Annotated in this window: 12 protein-coding genes; all 12 read left to right on the top strand. The window is 66.7% G+C overall.

Features of this window, described 5'->3' with window-relative positions; all coding sequences use genetic code 11:
* The first annotated feature begins 72 nt into the window (after positions 1–72).
* The 12 genes from GO707_RS01140 (at position 73) to GO707_RS01085 (ending at position 15,290) form a co-directional block, all read left to right on the top strand.
* Positions 73–1,860, top strand: a complete 1,788-nt coding sequence (locus tag GO707_RS01140) for an AAA family ATPase (protein WP_181869651.1) — start codon at positions 73–75, stop codon at positions 1,858–1,860.
* 318 nt (positions 1,861–2,178) lie between these two features.
* Positions 2,179–3,531, top strand: a complete 1,353-nt coding sequence (gene carA / locus GO707_RS01135) for a glutamine-hydrolyzing carbamoyl-phosphate synthase small subunit (protein ID WP_114539030.1) — start codon at positions 2,179–2,181, stop codon at positions 3,529–3,531.
* On the top strand, positions 3,532–6,747 hold the full coding sequence (carB, locus tag GO707_RS01130; RefSeq protein WP_157011654.1) for a carbamoyl-phosphate synthase large subunit: 3,216 nt from the start codon (positions 3,532–3,534) through the stop codon (positions 6,745–6,747).
* 158 nt (positions 6,748–6,905) lie between these two features.
* On the top strand, positions 6,906–7,700 hold the full coding sequence (locus tag GO707_RS01125) for a dihydroorotate dehydrogenase electron transfer subunit (protein ID WP_114539032.1): 795 nt from the start codon (positions 6,906–6,908) through the stop codon (positions 7,698–7,700).
* Positions 7,700–8,632, top strand: a complete 933-nt coding sequence (locus GO707_RS01120) for a dihydroorotate dehydrogenase (RefSeq protein ID WP_157011652.1) — start codon at positions 7,700–7,702, stop codon at positions 8,630–8,632. Before GO707_RS01125 ends, GO707_RS01120 begins: the two co-directional genes overlap by 1 nt.
* Positions 8,626–9,354 (top strand): orotidine-5'-phosphate decarboxylase, encoded by a 729-nt coding sequence (pyrF, locus tag GO707_RS01115; protein WP_157011650.1) that lies wholly within the window; start codon positions 8,626–8,628, stop codon positions 9,352–9,354. Before GO707_RS01120 ends, pyrF begins: the two co-directional genes overlap by 7 nt.
* Positions 9,355–9,503: 149 nt before the next feature.
* Positions 9,504–9,815, top strand: coding sequence for an integration host factor, actinobacterial type (gene mihF, locus GO707_RS01110; protein ID WP_114539035.1), 312 nt, complete (start codon positions 9,504–9,506; stop codon positions 9,813–9,815).
* A gap of 24 nt (positions 9,816–9,839) precedes the next feature.
* A complete protein-coding gene (gene gmk / locus GO707_RS01105; protein ID WP_022739953.1) occupies positions 9,840–10,406 on the top strand; it encodes a guanylate kinase in 567 nt (188 codons plus the stop codon).
* A gap of 15 nt (positions 10,407–10,421) precedes the next feature.
* The gene (locus GO707_RS01100; RefSeq protein WP_022739952.1) at positions 10,422–10,682 is read left to right on the top strand and encodes a DNA-directed RNA polymerase subunit omega; all 261 of its coding nucleotides are present in this window, start codon (positions 10,422–10,424) and stop codon (positions 10,680–10,682) included.
* Positions 10,683–11,897 (top strand): tRNA uracil 4-sulfurtransferase ThiI, encoded by a 1,215-nt coding sequence (gene thiI, locus GO707_RS01095; RefSeq protein WP_157011648.1) that lies wholly within the window; start codon positions 10,683–10,685, stop codon positions 11,895–11,897.
* Positions 11,898–12,150: 253 nt separating this feature from the next.
* Entirely contained in the window at positions 12,151–12,933 is a 783-nt protein-coding gene (locus GO707_RS01090; RefSeq protein ID WP_114539037.1) for a ComEA family DNA-binding protein, read from the top strand.
* Positions 12,924–15,290, top strand: coding sequence for a DNA internalization-related competence protein ComEC/Rec2 (locus tag GO707_RS01085; protein ID WP_157011646.1), 2,367 nt, complete (start codon positions 12,924–12,926; stop codon positions 15,288–15,290). The genes GO707_RS01090 and GO707_RS01085 overlap by 10 nt, the downstream gene beginning before the upstream one ends.
* Positions 15,291–15,312: the final 22 nt, after the last annotated feature.

Genomic DNA, 15,312 nt, shown 5'->3' with positions numbered 1-15,312 from the left:
CCCGCGAAGGGCCGCATGCAGCGGCCCTTCGTTTATAATCGGGGAAACGCTACGAAGGAGAAAGGCCGCACCATGACGGGCACCTACGAGAACGGCATCTATCGCGAGGGCGACGTGCGCCTGTCCGACCTGTCCGGCCGTCGGCGTCTGCCCATCGGGCGCGACGGGTTCGCCACAGCAGTGCAGGAGTCGGTGGTCATCGACAAGTCTCTGCTCATCGCCGACGTTCTCAACAGTTCTGCCGCCGTCACGCTGTTCTGCCGCCCGCGCCGTTTCGGCAAGTCGCTGAACATGACCATGCTCAAGTCGTTCTTCGAGATTCCCCCGGCGAGCGACCCGAACGCCGAGGACGCCGCCTATCTCTTCGAGGGCCTTTCCATTTGGGACGCCGACGACGGTCGCTATCGCGAGCATCAGGGCGCTTATCCCGTTATCTACATCAGCTTCAATCCGGTGAAGAAACAGTGCTGGGAAGATGCTTGGGGCGCCCTGAACCAGCTGATCGTATGGGAATACATCCGTCACGGATACTTGTCCGACAGCGCCGAGCTGAACGAACAAGAGCGCGCCTACTTCGATCGTGTTGCGGGATGGGAGGCGGCGGACGGAGACATCGAGTCGTCCCTCATAAACCTCACTCGTCTGCTTTTCAAGCACCATGGGCGTCGCCCCGTCGTCCTCATTGACGAGTACGACGCGCCGGTCATGGCGGCTCGGGACAACGGGTACTACGACGAGATGGTCTCGTTTCTCAAAGGATGGCTTACGGCGGCCTTGAAGGACGGAGGGCAGGCCCTGGCCTTCGCGTGCCTCACGGGCGTGCAGCGCATCTCGAAAGAGTCCATTTTCTCTGATTTGAACAACTTGGTGGTGAACACCTCCCTCAACGCCAAGTACGACGAGCGCTACGGCTTCACGGAAGACGAGGTGCGCGCGCTCGCTAACTACCTGGGCCAGTCCGCTCACTTCCCCGAGATGCGCCAATGGTACGACGGCTACCGCTTCGGCTCGGTGGATGTGTACAACCCTTGGAGCGTGCTCAACTACTTCGACAACGATTGCGAGTGCGCGCCCTATTGGGGCAACACGTCTTCGAACGCGCCCATCGCCGCTATGGTGCGCGGGGGAGACGCGCGTCTGATGCGGAAGGTGTACGAGCTGCTTAAGGCGGGCGGGTCGGTGGAGGCCGCCCTCGATTTGTCGGTGGTGTTCGGCGATTTGGATGCCCGCCCCGAGGCCCTTTGGTCGCTTTTGTACCTTGCCGGCTATCTGACCACCGACGATACGGAGCAGCCCAATTCGAAGGACGTCGTGCGGCGGCTGCGCATTCCCAATTTGGAGATCGCGTCGTTGTACCGTAGCGAGATTATCGACCGTTTCGCGCAGATCGCCGGCGGTCGCGACTGCCTCATCGACCTTCACCGCGCGCTTGTCGACGGGGACGCCGGCCTGCTCGCCGAGGAGCTGGAGGACGTGCTGCTGAACTCGGCGAGCTTCTATGACCTTACGAGCGAAAACAGCTACCACATGCTTTTGGTGGGCCTTCTGTTCGGGGTACCCGGTTACGGGAACCCGGCCTCGAATCGCGAGGCGGGGCGCGGGCGCTTCGACATCCGGCTGGCTCCCGAGCGGGCGGGGCTACCGGCGGTCACCCTGGAGCTGAAGTTCGAGCACGGGGCCGACGCGTCCCGCCTTCAGGTGCTGGCCACCGAGGCCCTGGCCCAGATAGAGGCGCGGGCCTACGACGCGGACACGGCCAGGGGCGGCGCGGGCGCTCCGTCTACGGCGGGCAGCCTGCGCTACGGCATCGCCTTCTCCGGAAAATCTCTGGCTGTGGTCGTCGACCGCAGGCCTTCATAGGCCACGACGTTTCGGAGTCCTCGCGGTGCCATTCGGCTGTCGTCTTCGGCCGCTTATTTTTGTGCAGATGCATACCTAGCAAGGTGCCTTATGCTCAAAAACGACCTTTAACGGACGGTACCGAGAGACCGGCAAGGTGCGATGAGCGAACTTCATCTTGTGTGCTTGTAAGCGCTCCCGTCCAAGGCGGGAGCGCTTTTTTTGCGGGCGCTGCCGAGGGGCGGACCGTGCTTTCGCGAGAGTGCGGAGACGCAGGGACGGCAAGGAGCCGGGAGCACGTGAGACGAAAATGAGCGAGTCGCGGAAAGGACGGATGCTTTGAGCAAGATTGCGGAGAAGATGCGGGCGGCCACGTCGAAACCGGCGGCCGTGCCGGCGCTGCTCGTGCTGGAGGACGGCGCGGTGTTCGCCGGCACCTCCTGCGGCGCGCCCGGCGAGGCGTTTGGGGAGATCTGCTTCAACACCTCTCTGGAGAGCTATCTGGAAATCGTCACCGACCCCTCCTACGCGGGGCAGATCGTGGCGCTGACCTACCCGCAGGTGGGCAACTACGGAGTGAACGCCGACGACGCCCAGGCGGAGAGGCCGGCCCTGCGGGCGCTCGTGGTGCGCGACCTGTGCCCCACGCCTTCCAGCTGGCGCAGCCAGGAGAGCCTCGGCGACTATCTGACGCGCGAGGGCGTCGTGGCCATCGAGGGCATCGACACCCGTGCGCTCGTGCGCCACATCCGCGACCATGGCGCCCAGCGGGCCGTCGTTTCCACCACGGACGCGGATGTCGCCTCGCTGCTCGAGAAGGTGCGCCGAAGCCCGTCGCTAGTAGGCGTGAACCTGGCCGCCGACGTGTCCTGCGACGGCGCCTACTCCTACACCGCCGCGAACCTGCCCGCTTCCCATGGCTTCGCCCTGGCCGCCCCGGCCGAGCCCCGCTTCAAGGTGGTCGTCTACCACTGCGGCGTGAAGCGCTCCATCTTAGACGGTCTGGTGGCGAGTGGCTGCGAGCTCACCGTCGTGCCCTGGGACACTCCGGCCGAAGAGGTGCTGGCGATGGGCCCCGACGGCGTGTTCCTCTCCAACGGCCCGGGCGACCCGGAGGCGGTGGGGGAGACCTATCGCCAGGCCGAGAAGCTGCTGGGCCGCGTGCCGCTGTTCGGCATCTGCCTGGGGCACCAGATGATGGCCAAGGCCGCGGGCGCGGAAATCGACAAGCTGAAGTTCGGCCATCACGGCGGCAACCACCCGGTGCAGAACCTGCTGACCGGCCGCGTGGAGGTAACGGCCCAGAACCACGGCTTCTGCCCCTGCTTCCAGAGCCTCGGCGCGCTTGTGCCCGAGCTCTCCGGAGGTGCGACCGAGCACGTGGAAGACCTGCGCGAATGGGGCCGGCGCGGCATTGCCCCCGTTGTGGCCAACGAGCGCTTCGGGCGCATCCGGCTGACGCACGTGAACCTCGACGACGGCACCGCCGAGGGCTTCGCCTTCCTGGACGTGCCGGCCTTCAGCGTGCAGTACCACCCGGAGGCGGCCCCCGGTCCCACCGACGCCCACTACCTGTTCACCGCCTTCGCGCGCCTTATGGAGGGGCGCGATGACTACCTGGATATCGACATCGCAACCGACCGCCTGTCCGGTTGGAAGTTCGGAAGCACCGCGGAAGGGGAGGTGGCGTAAATGCCCAAGCGCGAGGACATCAAGAGCATTCTCGTTATCGGAAGCGGCCCCATCGTCATCGGCCAGGCCTGCGAGTTCGACTACTCCGGCGCCCAGGCCTGCAAGGTGCTGCGCGAGGAGGGCTACCGGGTCATTCTCGTGAACTCGAACCCGGCCACCATCATGACCGACCCGGAGCTGGCCGACGCCACCTATGTGGAGCCCATCACGCCGGCCTTCGTGGAAAAGGTCATCGCGAAGGAGCGGCCCGATGCGTGCCTGCCCACCCTCGGCGGCCAGACGGGCCTGAACACGGCCGTGGAACTGGCCAAGTCCGGCGTGCTGGAACGCTACGGCGTGGAGCTCATCGGCTGCGACGTGGACGTCATCGAGCGCGGCGAGGACCGCAAGCTCTTCAACGAGTGCATGGCCGACCTCGGCATCGAGGTCTCGCGGGCCGGCTACGCCTACTCCGTGGAAGACGCGCTCGCCATCGCCGAGGAGCTCGGGTACCCCGTGGTGCTGCGCCCGTCGTTCACCATGGGCGGCGCCGGCGGCGGCATCGCGCGCGATGTGGACGAGCTCGTGCGCATCGTCTCCCAGGGCCTGGAGCTCTCGCCGGCCAGCGAGGTGCTGGTGGAGGAGTCCATCGAGGGCTGGAAGGAATACGAGATGGAGGTCATGCGCGACGCGGCCGGCAACGGCATCATCGTCTGCTCCATCGAGAATTTGGACCCCATGGGCGTGCACACCGGCGACTCCATCACCGTGGCCCCGGCCCAGACCTTGACCGACCTGGAATACCAGCGCATGCGCGCCGCGTCGCTCGCAGTACTCGAGCGCGTGGGCGTTGCCACGGGCGGCTCCAACGTGCAGTTCGCCGTGCACCCTGAGACGGGCCGCATGGTAATCATCGAGATGAATCCCCGCGTGTCGCGCTCCTCGGCCCTGGCCAGCAAGGCCACGGGATTTCCCATCGCGAAGGCGGCGGCGCGCCTGGCCGTGGGCTACACCTTGGACGAGATCGTGAACGACATGACCGGCACCACGCCGGCCTGCTTCGAGCCGACCATCGACTACTGCGTCGTGAAGGCCCCGCGCTTCGCCTTCGAGAAGTTCCAAGGCGCCGACGACACGCTCACGACCCGTATGAAGGCCGTGGGCGAGGTCATGGCCGTCGGCCGCACTTTCGAGGAGTCCCTCGGCAAGGCCCTGCGTTCCCTGGAGACGGGCCGCGCCGGCTTCGGGGCCGACGGGAAGGGGGAGGAGACGGCGTTGACCGACGAGGAACTCTTCGCCGCGCTCTCGCGCCCCACGGCCGAGCGCATCTTCTTGGCGGCCGAGGCCCTGCGCCGCGGCATGAGCGCGGAAGAGCTGCACGAGCGCACGGCTATCGACATGTTCTTCTGCAATCGCATGGCCGACATGGTCGCCGTGCAGGAGGCCCTGCACGGGTGCGCCCTGGAGGATATGGACGCCGAGGCCTTCCAAATAGCGAAGCGCTACGGGCTCTCCGACGCCGAGATCGCCGTGCTCACCGGCTCCGACGAGCGCACGGTGCGCGCCTGCCGCAAGATTCTTGGCGTGCGCCCGGCCTTCAAGACCGTGGACACCTGCGCGGCGGAGTTCCCCACGAAGACCGCCTACCATTACAAGATCTACGACGCTGACGAGTCGGAGGTGGCGGAGAAGACGCGTCCGCGGGCGCTCATCCTGGGCGCCGGCCCCAACCGCATCGGCCAGGGCATTGAGTTCGACTACTGCTGCGTGCACGCCAGCTACGCGCTGGCCGACGCCGGGTACGAGACCATCATGGTGAACTGCAACCCCGAGACGGTCTCCACCGACTACGACACCTCCGACATGCTGTTCTTCGAGCCGCTCACCTACGAGGACGTCATGGATGTGGTGGACGCGACCGACCCCGACGGCGTGGTGGTCACCCTCGGTGGCCAGACGCCGCTGAAGCTGGCCCGCGCTTTGGAAGAGGCCGGAGTGCCCATCATGGGCACGAGCCCGGATGCCATCGATCTGGCCGAGGATCGCGACCGGTTCGCCGCGCTGCTCGACTCGCTCGACATCGCCTACCCACGCTCGGCCATGGCCTCGGGGCTGGAAGAGGCCCGCTCTGCTGCCCGCGAGATCGGCTATCCCTTGCTCGTGCGCCCCAGCTACGTGCTCGGCGGCCGGGGCATGGGCATCGTCTACGACGACGCGGGGCTCGCGCGCTACGTGGCCGAGGCGACCGCCGTTTCCCCGGACCACCCCGTGTATCTGGACAAGTTCCTGGAAGGCGCCGTGGAATGCGACCTGGACGCCCTGTGCGACGGCGAGGACGTGTACATCGGCGGCATCCTGGAGCACATCGAGATGGCCGGCATCCACTCGGGCGACTCGGCCTGCTGCCTGCCGCCCTTCTCGCTGTCGGCGAAGGTGCAGGACGAGATGGCGAGCGTCGCCCGCAAGATCGCCCTGGCCCTGGGCGTGCGCGGTCTGGTGAACATCCAGTTCGCCGTGAAGGACGGGGTCGTCTACGTCATCGAGGCCAACCCGCGGGCGAGCCGCACGGTGCCCTTCATCTCGAAGGCCACGGGCGTGCCCTTAGCGAAGCTCGCGAGCCGCATCATGGCGGGGGAGAAGCTGGCCGCGCTGAAGCTTCCCGAGCATTTCGCGAAGCCGGGCCGCTACTTCGTGAAGGAGGCTGTCATGCCCTTCGGCCGCTTCCCGGGGGCCGATGCGCTCTTGGGGCCGGAAATGCGCTCCACCGGCGAGGTAATGGGCATCGCGGAAAGTTTCCCGGCGGCCTATACGAAGACCCAGATGGCCATCGACTACGCCGAGCCTGAGGGCGGCATGGCCTTCATCTCCGTGAACGACCAGGACAAGCGCGCCGTGGCCTTCATCGCCCGGGAACTTGTGCGCCTCGGCTTCTCGCTTCTAGCTACCGAGGGCACCTCGGCCGTGCTGCGCGCCTCAGGCGTGCCCTGCGAGGTGACCGGCAAGATCCACGAGGGGAAAAGCTCGGTGGTGGACGCCATTGCCGCCGGGGAGATCTCGCTCATGATCAACACCCCGCTCGGCGTGGCCACCCGCGACGACGGCTACGAGCTGCGCCGCGCCGCCGTGCGCCACGGCATCACCTACGCTACCACCCTGGCCGCCGCCCAGGCCCTCATAGCCGGCATGCAAGCCGCCCGTGCCGGCGAGCTGGATGTGGCGCCTTTGCAAGAGCTGTAGTTCTAAGCTTATCGGAGGAGTAGCAAAGCAAGAGGCTGCTCCTCCATGCAAATCTCCTAGGATTTCTGCTCGTTGCGACGTAGCGAATTCGATAATCGATTTACCATGCGTTAGAATATCACCAAATGCACTTTTCCGCCGACGCGACAGGAGAGCCTATGACGCTTTGTAACGAGAACGCGCCCATTCTGGTGAACGAAGAGATGGGGTGCAACATCTGGCTCATGACCGTGCGCGCGCCGGAAATCGCGTCGACGGCGCGGCCGGGGCAGTTCGTGCACGTGAAGGTGCCGGGCATGGAGGCCCACATCCTGCGGCGCCCTTTCGGCGTGTACGCGGCCGATGCGGAGGCGGGCACGGTGGACATGATGTACCAGGTGCTCGGCTTCGGCACTGAACACATGACAGAGCTCGCGATCGTCGACACGGTGGAGATGATAGGTCCCATCGGTCGCGGCTGGCAGCCGCCCGAGGGCTGCAAGCGCGCGCTCATTGTGGCCGGCGGCGTGGGAAGCGCGCCGTTGTATCCCTTGGTCGAGGAGCTGACAGCGGCGGGCGTTGCCACCGACGCCATCCTCGGCGCCTCCACCATCGACGCGCTGGTGGCCCGCGAGCGCTACGGGGCCGTGCTCGGGTGCGAGCCGGCCTGTTCCACCGATGACGGCACCTACGGCCGCGCCGGCTTCTGTACGCCGCTCGTGGAAGAGGCCCTGGCGGCGGCCGCGGCGGAGGGCGCGCCCTACGACTACGTGGCCTGCTGCGGCCCGGAGCCCCTCATGAAGATCGTGGCCGGCATGGCGGATGCGGCCGGCGTGTTCTGCGAGGTGTCCATGGAAAGACGCATGGCCTGCGGCGTGGGGGCGTGCCTGTCCTGCGTGGTCGATACGGTGGACGGCAAACGCCGCGCCTGCGTGGACGGCCCGGTGTTTCCTGCGAGCGAGGTGGTGTGGTAATGCAGCGCAAACCGAAAGAGACGAGCGTCAACCTGTCCGTGAACCTCGGCGGCATGGCCATGAAGAACCCGGTCACCGTGGCTTCGGGCACCTTCGGAGCCGGCATGGAGTACCACGACTTCGTGGACGTGGCGGCCCTCGGCGCCGTCACCACCAAGGGCGTGTCCTTGAACGGTTGGGAGGGCAACGCGAGCCCCCGTATTGCCGAGACGGCTTCGGGCATGTTGAACTCCATCGGCCTCCAGAACCCCGGCGTCGCGCACTTGAAGGACATCGAGCTGCCGTGGCTCGCTGAGATCGGCGCCACGGCCATGGTGAACGTCTCCGGCCACAGCTTCGACGAGTACGTGGCCGTCATCGGGGCGCTGGAGGAGGCCCCCGTGGCCGCCTACGAGGTGAATATCTCGTGCCCCAACGTGGACGCCGGCGGCATGACCATGGGCTGCCATGTGCCCAGCGTTGAGAAGGTGGTGTCACTGTGCCGCGCCGCCACGAAGCGCCCGCTCATCGTGAAGCTCACGCCGAACGTCACCGATATCACCGAGATCGCGAAGGCCGCCGAGGCCGCTGGAGCCGACGGCATCTCGCTCATCAACACGCTGCTCGGCATGGCCGTGGACGCCCGCACCCGCCGCCCGAAGCTGGCGCGCGTGGTGGGCGGCTACTCGGGGCCGGCCGTGAAGCCCGTGGCCCTGCGCATGGTGTGGCAGGTGTCTCAGGCCGTTTCCGTGCCGGTGCTCGGCATGGGCGGCATCGCGACCGGTGAGGACGCCGTGGAGTTCATGCTGGCCGGCGCCACCGCCGTGGCCGTGGGCACGGCGAACTTCGTCAATCCCACCGCCACCGTGGATGTCATCGACGGCATCATCGACTACTGCGAATCCCAGGGCGTCAAAGACGTCAACGAGCTGATAGGAGCCCTGCAATGCTAACCGCCTTCGATTCCGTTCCCGCTCGCGACCGCGTCATCGTGGCGCTCGACTGCGACGCCTGGGAGGCCATAGCCCTGGCCGACAAGCTGGAGGGCCACGCGAAGTGGCTCAAGATCGGCATGACGCTGTACTACGCGGAGGGCCCGGCCATCGTGAAGATGTTCAAGCGCCGCGGCTTCAACGTGTTCCTCGACCTGAAGTTCCACGACATCCCGCATCAGGTACAGGGCGCGGCGCGCTCGGCAGCGGCCAGCGGGGCCGATATGCTCACCATGCACACCGTGGGCGGCACCGCCATGATGGAAGCGGGTCAGCGCGGCGCCGAGGAGGGCGCGGCGGAGTATGGCGGGGACGTGCCGGCGACCCTCGGCATCACGGTGCTCACCTCCATGAGCCCCGAGGCTCTTGCGGCCACGGGCGTCGCCCGGCCCCTGCCCGAGCAGGTGGCGGCCCTCGCGGCCCAAGCCAAGGAGGCGGGCATCTCCGGCGTGGTGGCCTCGCCCCAGGAGGCGGCTGCCTTGCGCGAGATCTTGGGGCCCGACGCCTTCATCGTCACTCCCGGCGTGCGCCCGGCCGGCGCCGCCCTGGGAGACCAGAGCCGCGTGGCAACGCCCGCCCAGGCCTTCGCGAACGGTGCCTCCCACATCGTGGTGGGCCGGCCCATCACCGAGGCGCCCGATCCCGTGGCGGCCTTCGAGGCCATCGCCGCGGAACTGGAGTAGCTCCAAAGCGTTTTATCCCTGAATAAGGCCCGTGTATAGCCGATAATTAGGAAAAAATGCCGCATTTATTGATTCCGAGTAAATTAGGTGTTGATTCCTCATCAATGCGTGGTACTATGCCCTCAGCCCGAACTGGAAGGAGAACAGAAATGGCAATTCCCCAACTCAGCCCCGAGGCCCGCGCTGAAGCGCTTGAAAAGGCAAAGGCCGCACGCATCAAGCGGGCGGAGGTACGAGAAGAGCTGAAGACGGGCAAGCTCACCGTCGCTCAGGTTCTCGATATGCGCGACGACCCTGTCGTGGGCCGTATGAAGATTTCCACGCTCATCGAGACGCTGCCAGGCTACGGCAAGGCCAAGGCCGAGCGCATCATGAGGGAGCTGCAGATCGCCGAGAGCCGCCGCATTCGCGGTATCGGCGAGCGTCAGCGCGAGGCTCTGCTTGCGCGCCTGTCCAAGTAGAACGTCAACGTCACAAAGGAATTCATGAGACACGGAAACCTCTTCGTCGTAAGCGGTCCGTCCGGGACCGGCAAGGGAACGCTCATCGCGCGTCTTCTCGAGGAAGTGCCCGACGCTTGGTTGTCCGTCTCCGCCACCACAAGGCGCCCTCGTCCCGGTGAGGAGGAGGGCGTCAGCTATTACTTCCTCACGAAGGAGGAGTTCTTGAGCCTGGCGGAGGAGGGCGGCTTTCTGGAATGGGCCGAGTACTCCGGCAACTGCTACGGCACTCCGCGCGCCTCGGTGGAGCGCGAGATGGCGGCGGGACGCCAGGTCATTCTGGAGATCGAGGTTCAAGGAGCGCTCCAGGTGCGCGAGAAGATGCCCGAGGCGCACCTCGTGTTCATCGAGCCTCCCTCGCTCGAGGAGCTGGAGCGGCGCCTGCGCGGGCGCGGCACCGAGACCGATGACGTGGTGGATATGCGCATGCGCACCGCTCTGGTGGAACTTTCCCAGAAAATGGAGTATGATTATCGGCTTGTGAACGACGATTTGGACGAGGCCACTCGCCAGCTCGTCGCTTACGTCAACGAAATCGCCGAGCAACAGTAAGAGGATATCCGCCCTATGAGCATTATCGAACCGAAGATCGACGTCCTGCTTGACCGCACCGACAACGACCGTTTCCTTCTGTGCGCGCTGGCTTCCAAGCGCGCCCACGACATCAACGACATGATGCGCGGCCAGCGCGATCGCGCCATCCAGCTGCAGACGGCCGTGGAAATCGCCCGTGCCGCCGACACGAAGCCCCTGTCCATGGCCTTCAACGAGATCGCCCGTGGCGAGGTTTCGTACGATCCTGAGTCGATCGACGTGAAAAACCACTAAATGGAAGAGTTCCAGAGAATCATTCTCGTGCACTATCACGAGATCGGGCTCAAGGGACGCAACCGCGGAGTATTCGAGAAGCGCCTTCAGAAGAACCTGGAGGCGCTTCTTGGCGCGTATCCCGTTGTCACCATCCACCGCATCTCCGGCCGCCTGCTCGTTATTTTGCGGGAGGGAACCACGCTTGAGGTGGCCAACCAGTGTACCGATGCCATTCTGGGCGTGCCCGGCGTGGCCCGCGCATCCTGCGGCTTCAAGTGCGACCTGGACATCGAGGTCATGGGGCGCGCTGCCTGCATCGCCCTGGCCGAGGCGGAGCCCTTCTCCTCCTTCAAGGTGTCCGCGCGGCGCAACCACACGGTGTTCCCCATCGACTCCATGCAGATGAACCGAGACATCGGGGAGGTGCTCTGCGAGCGGTTCCCCGAGAAGCGGGTGCAGATGAAGGGCCAGGACGTCACCGTGGGCGTCGAGGCAGTGGAGGGCACCGCCTACGTGTACGCGCGATCCGTCCGCGGGATCGGCGGCCTACCCGTGGGATCCTCGGGGAAGGTGGTGTGCCTTCTGTCCTCGGGCATCGACTCGCCTGTGGCCACCTGGCGCATGGCCCGCCGCGGCGCCGTGCCCATCGGCGTCCATTTCTCGGGACGCCCCCAGACTTCCGATGCCTCGGAGTACCTGGTGGACGACATCGCGCACGTGCTCGAGCGCACCGGCTGCATCGGGCGCGTCTACGTGGTGCCCTTCGGCGACTACCAGCGCGAGATATCCCTCTCCTGTCCGCCGTCTCTGCGGGTCATCCTGTACCGGCGCCTCATGTTCCGCGTGGCCGAGGAGCTGGCGCGGCGGGAAGGGGCTGGCGCGCTGGTGACCGGGGAGAGCCTAGGGCAGGTGGCCTCGCAGACCTTGGACAACATCCGCGCCACGAACGACGCGGTGGAACTGCCGGTGCTGCGGCCGCTCATCGGCTCGGACAAGCTGGAGATCATCGAGGCGGCCCAGGAGCTGGGCACCTTCGAGATCTCGTCCATGGACGCTCCGGACTGCTGCACGCTGTTCATGCCGCGCAATCCCGAGACCCACGCGAAACTGGAGGCGGTGCGCGAGGCCGAGGCGGCTTTTCCGGTTGACGAGTGGGTGCGCGCCCTCGCCGATGCGGCCGAGCCCCACGACTACGCCTGCCCGGCCTACAAGCCGCCAAAGAAGCGCGAGTAGAGCCGTTCCCGTAAGCTCTTCAGCTGCAAATCCTTCGTAGGGGGCGACCTTGGTCGCCCCTTTTTGTCATGCGCGACTTTCTCCCTTGCGAGGGCAGACCTCGGTCTGCCCCTGCGGATGGCGCCGAGGAGCGCGGAGGGGACGGAAGTGGGATGTGATGGGGGTCGGCGCGGGGAACGAATCGGGACATTCCCGCGTCATTTTTACGGTCGTGCGCGCGTATCCTCTTCCCAACTCGGGAGAAGGAGGAGCCATGGCCTTTCAAGACAGCGCGGAATCGCTCGCGGAGAAACTGCACCTGAGCCGCGTCCCCCGGCCCGTCTTCGCCGCCATCGCCCTTGTCCTGGCGCTCGTGGTCGCGCTCGCCGTTTTCGCCTTCGCGACGTCGCCCGGCAGCGGCATCGAGGTGACGGCGGCGAGCGACGAGACGGCGGCGCAGTCGGCGGAAGATGCTGGAGAGGAGGAGGCGAGAGCCGATGGGGCCGGCGGCGGCAGCGACACCTCGCCGGCGCCGCCGGCCGCGGACGGGGAGGACGTGGTGCTCCCTGCGGGAGGCGATGCTACGGCGAGGCGCGTCTGCATCCATGTGGACGGCTGCGTGGCGGCGCCGGGCGTCTACTATTTGGAGGCGGGCAGTCGCGTCATAGACGCCGTGACGGCGGCAGGAGGAGCCACCGACGAGGCGCGGACCGACGCGGTGAACCTGGCCCAGGAGGTGCAGGACGGTCAGCAGATCGTCATCCCGTCGCGTGTCGACGATCAGGCGGCATCCTCGGGCGCGGCCGATCGGACGGCATCCTCCAGCTCGCAGGCTTCCGGCGGCCTGTCTCCTTCGGGAGACGACGGCCTCGTCAACATCAATACGGCCACGGCGGAGGAGCTTGAGACCCTGAAGGGCGTCGGGGCGGCAACGGCGGAGAAGATCATCGCTGATCGCGAGGCGAACGGGCCGTTTAAGTCCATCGACGATTTGACGCGGGTGTCCGGGATCGGCGAGAAGAAGCTTTCGGCCATGCGAGATCGGCTGTGCCTGTGAGGGGCGAGACCGACAGCCGGCCGCCGCGCCCCTCCCTGCCGCCTTTGCTCGTGGCGGGGCTCGTTCTGTGGGCGACGACGGCGCTGCTCTGGCCGCCCTTGCGCCTTGTTCCTGCTCAAATTCTCCCTGTCGCGGGAACGACCGCCCTCGGCCTTGCGACACTGCTCGCCCCTCGCATCTTGCGAGGGGTCCGAGCCGGCGGTGTCCCGCTCGGGGTTCTGGCAGCGCTCGCCGTGCTGGCCTCCGTGGCTCTCTGCGCTTTCTGGGGCGGTGCCCTTCGCGGCTCCATGGCGCTCGCGGATGCCGAAGGGCGCAGTTCGGATTCGGCGGCCTGGCGCGTCGAGCTCACCGAGGATGCCCGTCGGGGGGACTTCGGCTGGCACGCCGAGGCTCGGCTCTCCTGCGAGGATGGTCGCACGCTGCGGGCGCGGCTCAACTTGCCCGAGGATGCGGCGCTGCTCCAAGGACAATCGCTGACGGTAGCCGGAGCGCTTCGTCCGCCCTCGGAGACTGCGGCGGAATACTATTGGGGCGCTGGGCTGGCGGCCTCTCTCACCGTGAGCGGAAGCGATTTCCCCTCAGAGGAGAGATCGCTTGACAGCACCCCTTTCGTCTCCCTGAGGCAACGCGCCTTGGATCTCATCGACGCGCACGGGGGAGGCAACGCACCGCTTCTTCAGGCTCTTGTGTGCGGTTGGCGGCCGGCCATCGAGGAATCGGGGCTCTACGATTGCTTCAAGGCCGTGGGGCTGGCCCATCTCGTGGCGGTATCGGGGGCGCACCTCTCCATCGTGTCCCTGTTCGTAGCGGGAGGACTGAGGCTGCTGAGATGCGGACGCCGGGCAACTGCGCTGACGAGCGCCCTGTTCCTCATTGGCTATGTCGCCTTCACCGGGATGCCCGTCTCAGCGCTGCGGGCCGCGATCATGGCTGCGACGGGGTTGTTCTCCCTCTGGACCGATCGCCGCAATTCAGCCCTGAGCGCGCTGGGACTGTGCCTTTTGCTCTTCGTCGGGATCGACCCGTCTGCCGCACTCTCGGTCTCCTTGGCCCTATCGGCCGGATCTACCTTGGGGATCGTTCTGTTCGCCCCGCTGCTGTCCTCGGCCTTCGCAGGGCATCCGCGTTTGAAGAGGGTCGTGGGCGACCCCATCGCTCTCACCGGCGCCTCAGCCTTGGCGACCCAGCCCTATGCGGCGGCGCTCTTCTCCCAGCTGCCGCTGCTGTCGCCGCTGGCCAATCTGGTCGCAAGTCCTCTGTTCGCCCTGGCATGCCTTGTCGGATTCGTCGCCGTGCTCGCCGCCTGCCTCGTTCCCGTCGCCGCGCCGTGGCTCATCGGCGTTGCCAGCACAGCCTGCGCGCCGCTGTCCCTCGTCGTGGATGCCCTCGCGTCGCTTTCGGGCACGTGCCTTCCCATCGACGCCGTCCCTTTGGCGGCCGCAGCACTCTCCTGCGGGCTCTGCCTCGCACTGTGGGCCTGGTGGCCGCGAGTGAGCATCAGGGGCCTGACGGCGGCGGTAACCGGCGCCGCCCTAATCCTCGGTCTGCTTCGTTTTCCCTTCGGCATGGCCCCCGACGCCATCGTCATGCTCGATGTGGGCCAAGGCGATGCCTTTATCGTGCGCAGCGGCGAAAACGTGCTGCTCATAGACACGGGCAACCAGGATGCCCTGTTGAAGGCCGCCTTGGCCCGCCAGCGGGTGGGGCGCCTCGACGCCGTGGCCGTCACCCACAGCGACGACGACCACTGCGGCTCGCTCCCGGTGCTCGGGGATGTGGCGCCGGCTGCGGCGCTCTTGGTGCCCGAGGGCCTTCCCGCTTGCGGTTGCCGGGCTTGCGCCGAGCTGATGGAGGCAGCGGAGGCGGAGGGACTGGCCGACGACCTCGTCGAGCTCTCCTTGGGTGACACGGTGCGCTGTGGCCGGTTCTCGCTGACGGTGCTGTGGCCGGAACGTTTGGCCGACGATGGAGGTAACGCCGACAGTCTCTGCCTGCTCGCCTTCTGGGACGGCGATGGCGACGGCGCGGCGGAGTGGACGGCCCTGTTCACGGGCGATGCCGAGGCCGAGCAGCTGGGTCAGCTGTCCGACAGGCTGCCAGCCGGCGGTGTGGACGTGCTGAAAGTGGGGCACCACGGCTCGAAGAAGAGCCTCGATGCCTCTTTGGCCGAGCGGCTCTCGCCCGCTGTGGCGCTCATCGGCGTCGGGGAGCACAACCGCTACGGGCATCCGTCCCGGGAGGTGCTCGACCTGCTGGACGCGTCGGGATGCGCCACCTACTGCAGCGACGAGGCGGGGGATGTGGTCGTGGCGTTTTCCGAAGATACGCTCACGGTTTCCGCGCAAAGGCAGGGGTAGTGCGGGCGATGGGGTACAATGG

It is taken from the genome of Adlercreutzia rubneri, assembly GCF_009755265.1.
Classification (GTDB): Bacteria; Actinomycetota; Coriobacteriia; order Coriobacteriales; family Eggerthellaceae; genus Adlercreutzia; species Adlercreutzia rubneri.
The sequence above is the reverse complement of the archived record's forward strand: the minus strand, read 5'-3'. Positions and strand labels throughout refer to the sequence as shown.

Coding starts and splice junctions, on each gene's coding strand:
- GO707_RS01100 (WP_022739952.1), top strand. CDS start 10,422: ATGAGCATTATCGAACCGAAGATCGACGTCCTGCTTGACCGCACCGAC.
- GO707_RS01120 (WP_157011652.1), top strand. CDS start 7,700: ATGCAGCGCAAACCGAAAGAGACGAGCGTCAACCTGTCCGTGAACCTC.
- mihF (WP_114539035.1), top strand. CDS start 9,504: ATGGCAATTCCCCAACTCAGCCCCGAGGCCCGCGCTGAAGCGCTTGAA.
- thiI (WP_157011648.1), top strand. CDS start 10,683: ATGGAAGAGTTCCAGAGAATCATTCTCGTGCACTATCACGAGATCGGG.
- pyrF (WP_157011650.1), top strand. CDS start 8,626: ATGCTAACCGCCTTCGATTCCGTTCCCGCTCGCGACCGCGTCATCGTG.
- gmk (WP_022739953.1), top strand. CDS start 9,840: ATGAGACACGGAAACCTCTTCGTCGTAAGCGGTCCGTCCGGGACCGGC.
- GO707_RS01090 (WP_114539037.1), top strand. CDS start 12,151: ATGGCCTTTCAAGACAGCGCGGAATCGCTCGCGGAGAAACTGCACCTG.
- carB (WP_157011654.1), top strand. CDS start 3,532: ATGCCCAAGCGCGAGGACATCAAGAGCATTCTCGTTATCGGAAGCGGC.
- GO707_RS01140 (WP_181869651.1), top strand. CDS start 73: ATGACGGGCACCTACGAGAACGGCATCTATCGCGAGGGCGACGTGCGC.
- GO707_RS01125 (WP_114539032.1), top strand. CDS start 6,906: ATGACGCTTTGTAACGAGAACGCGCCCATTCTGGTGAACGAAGAGATG.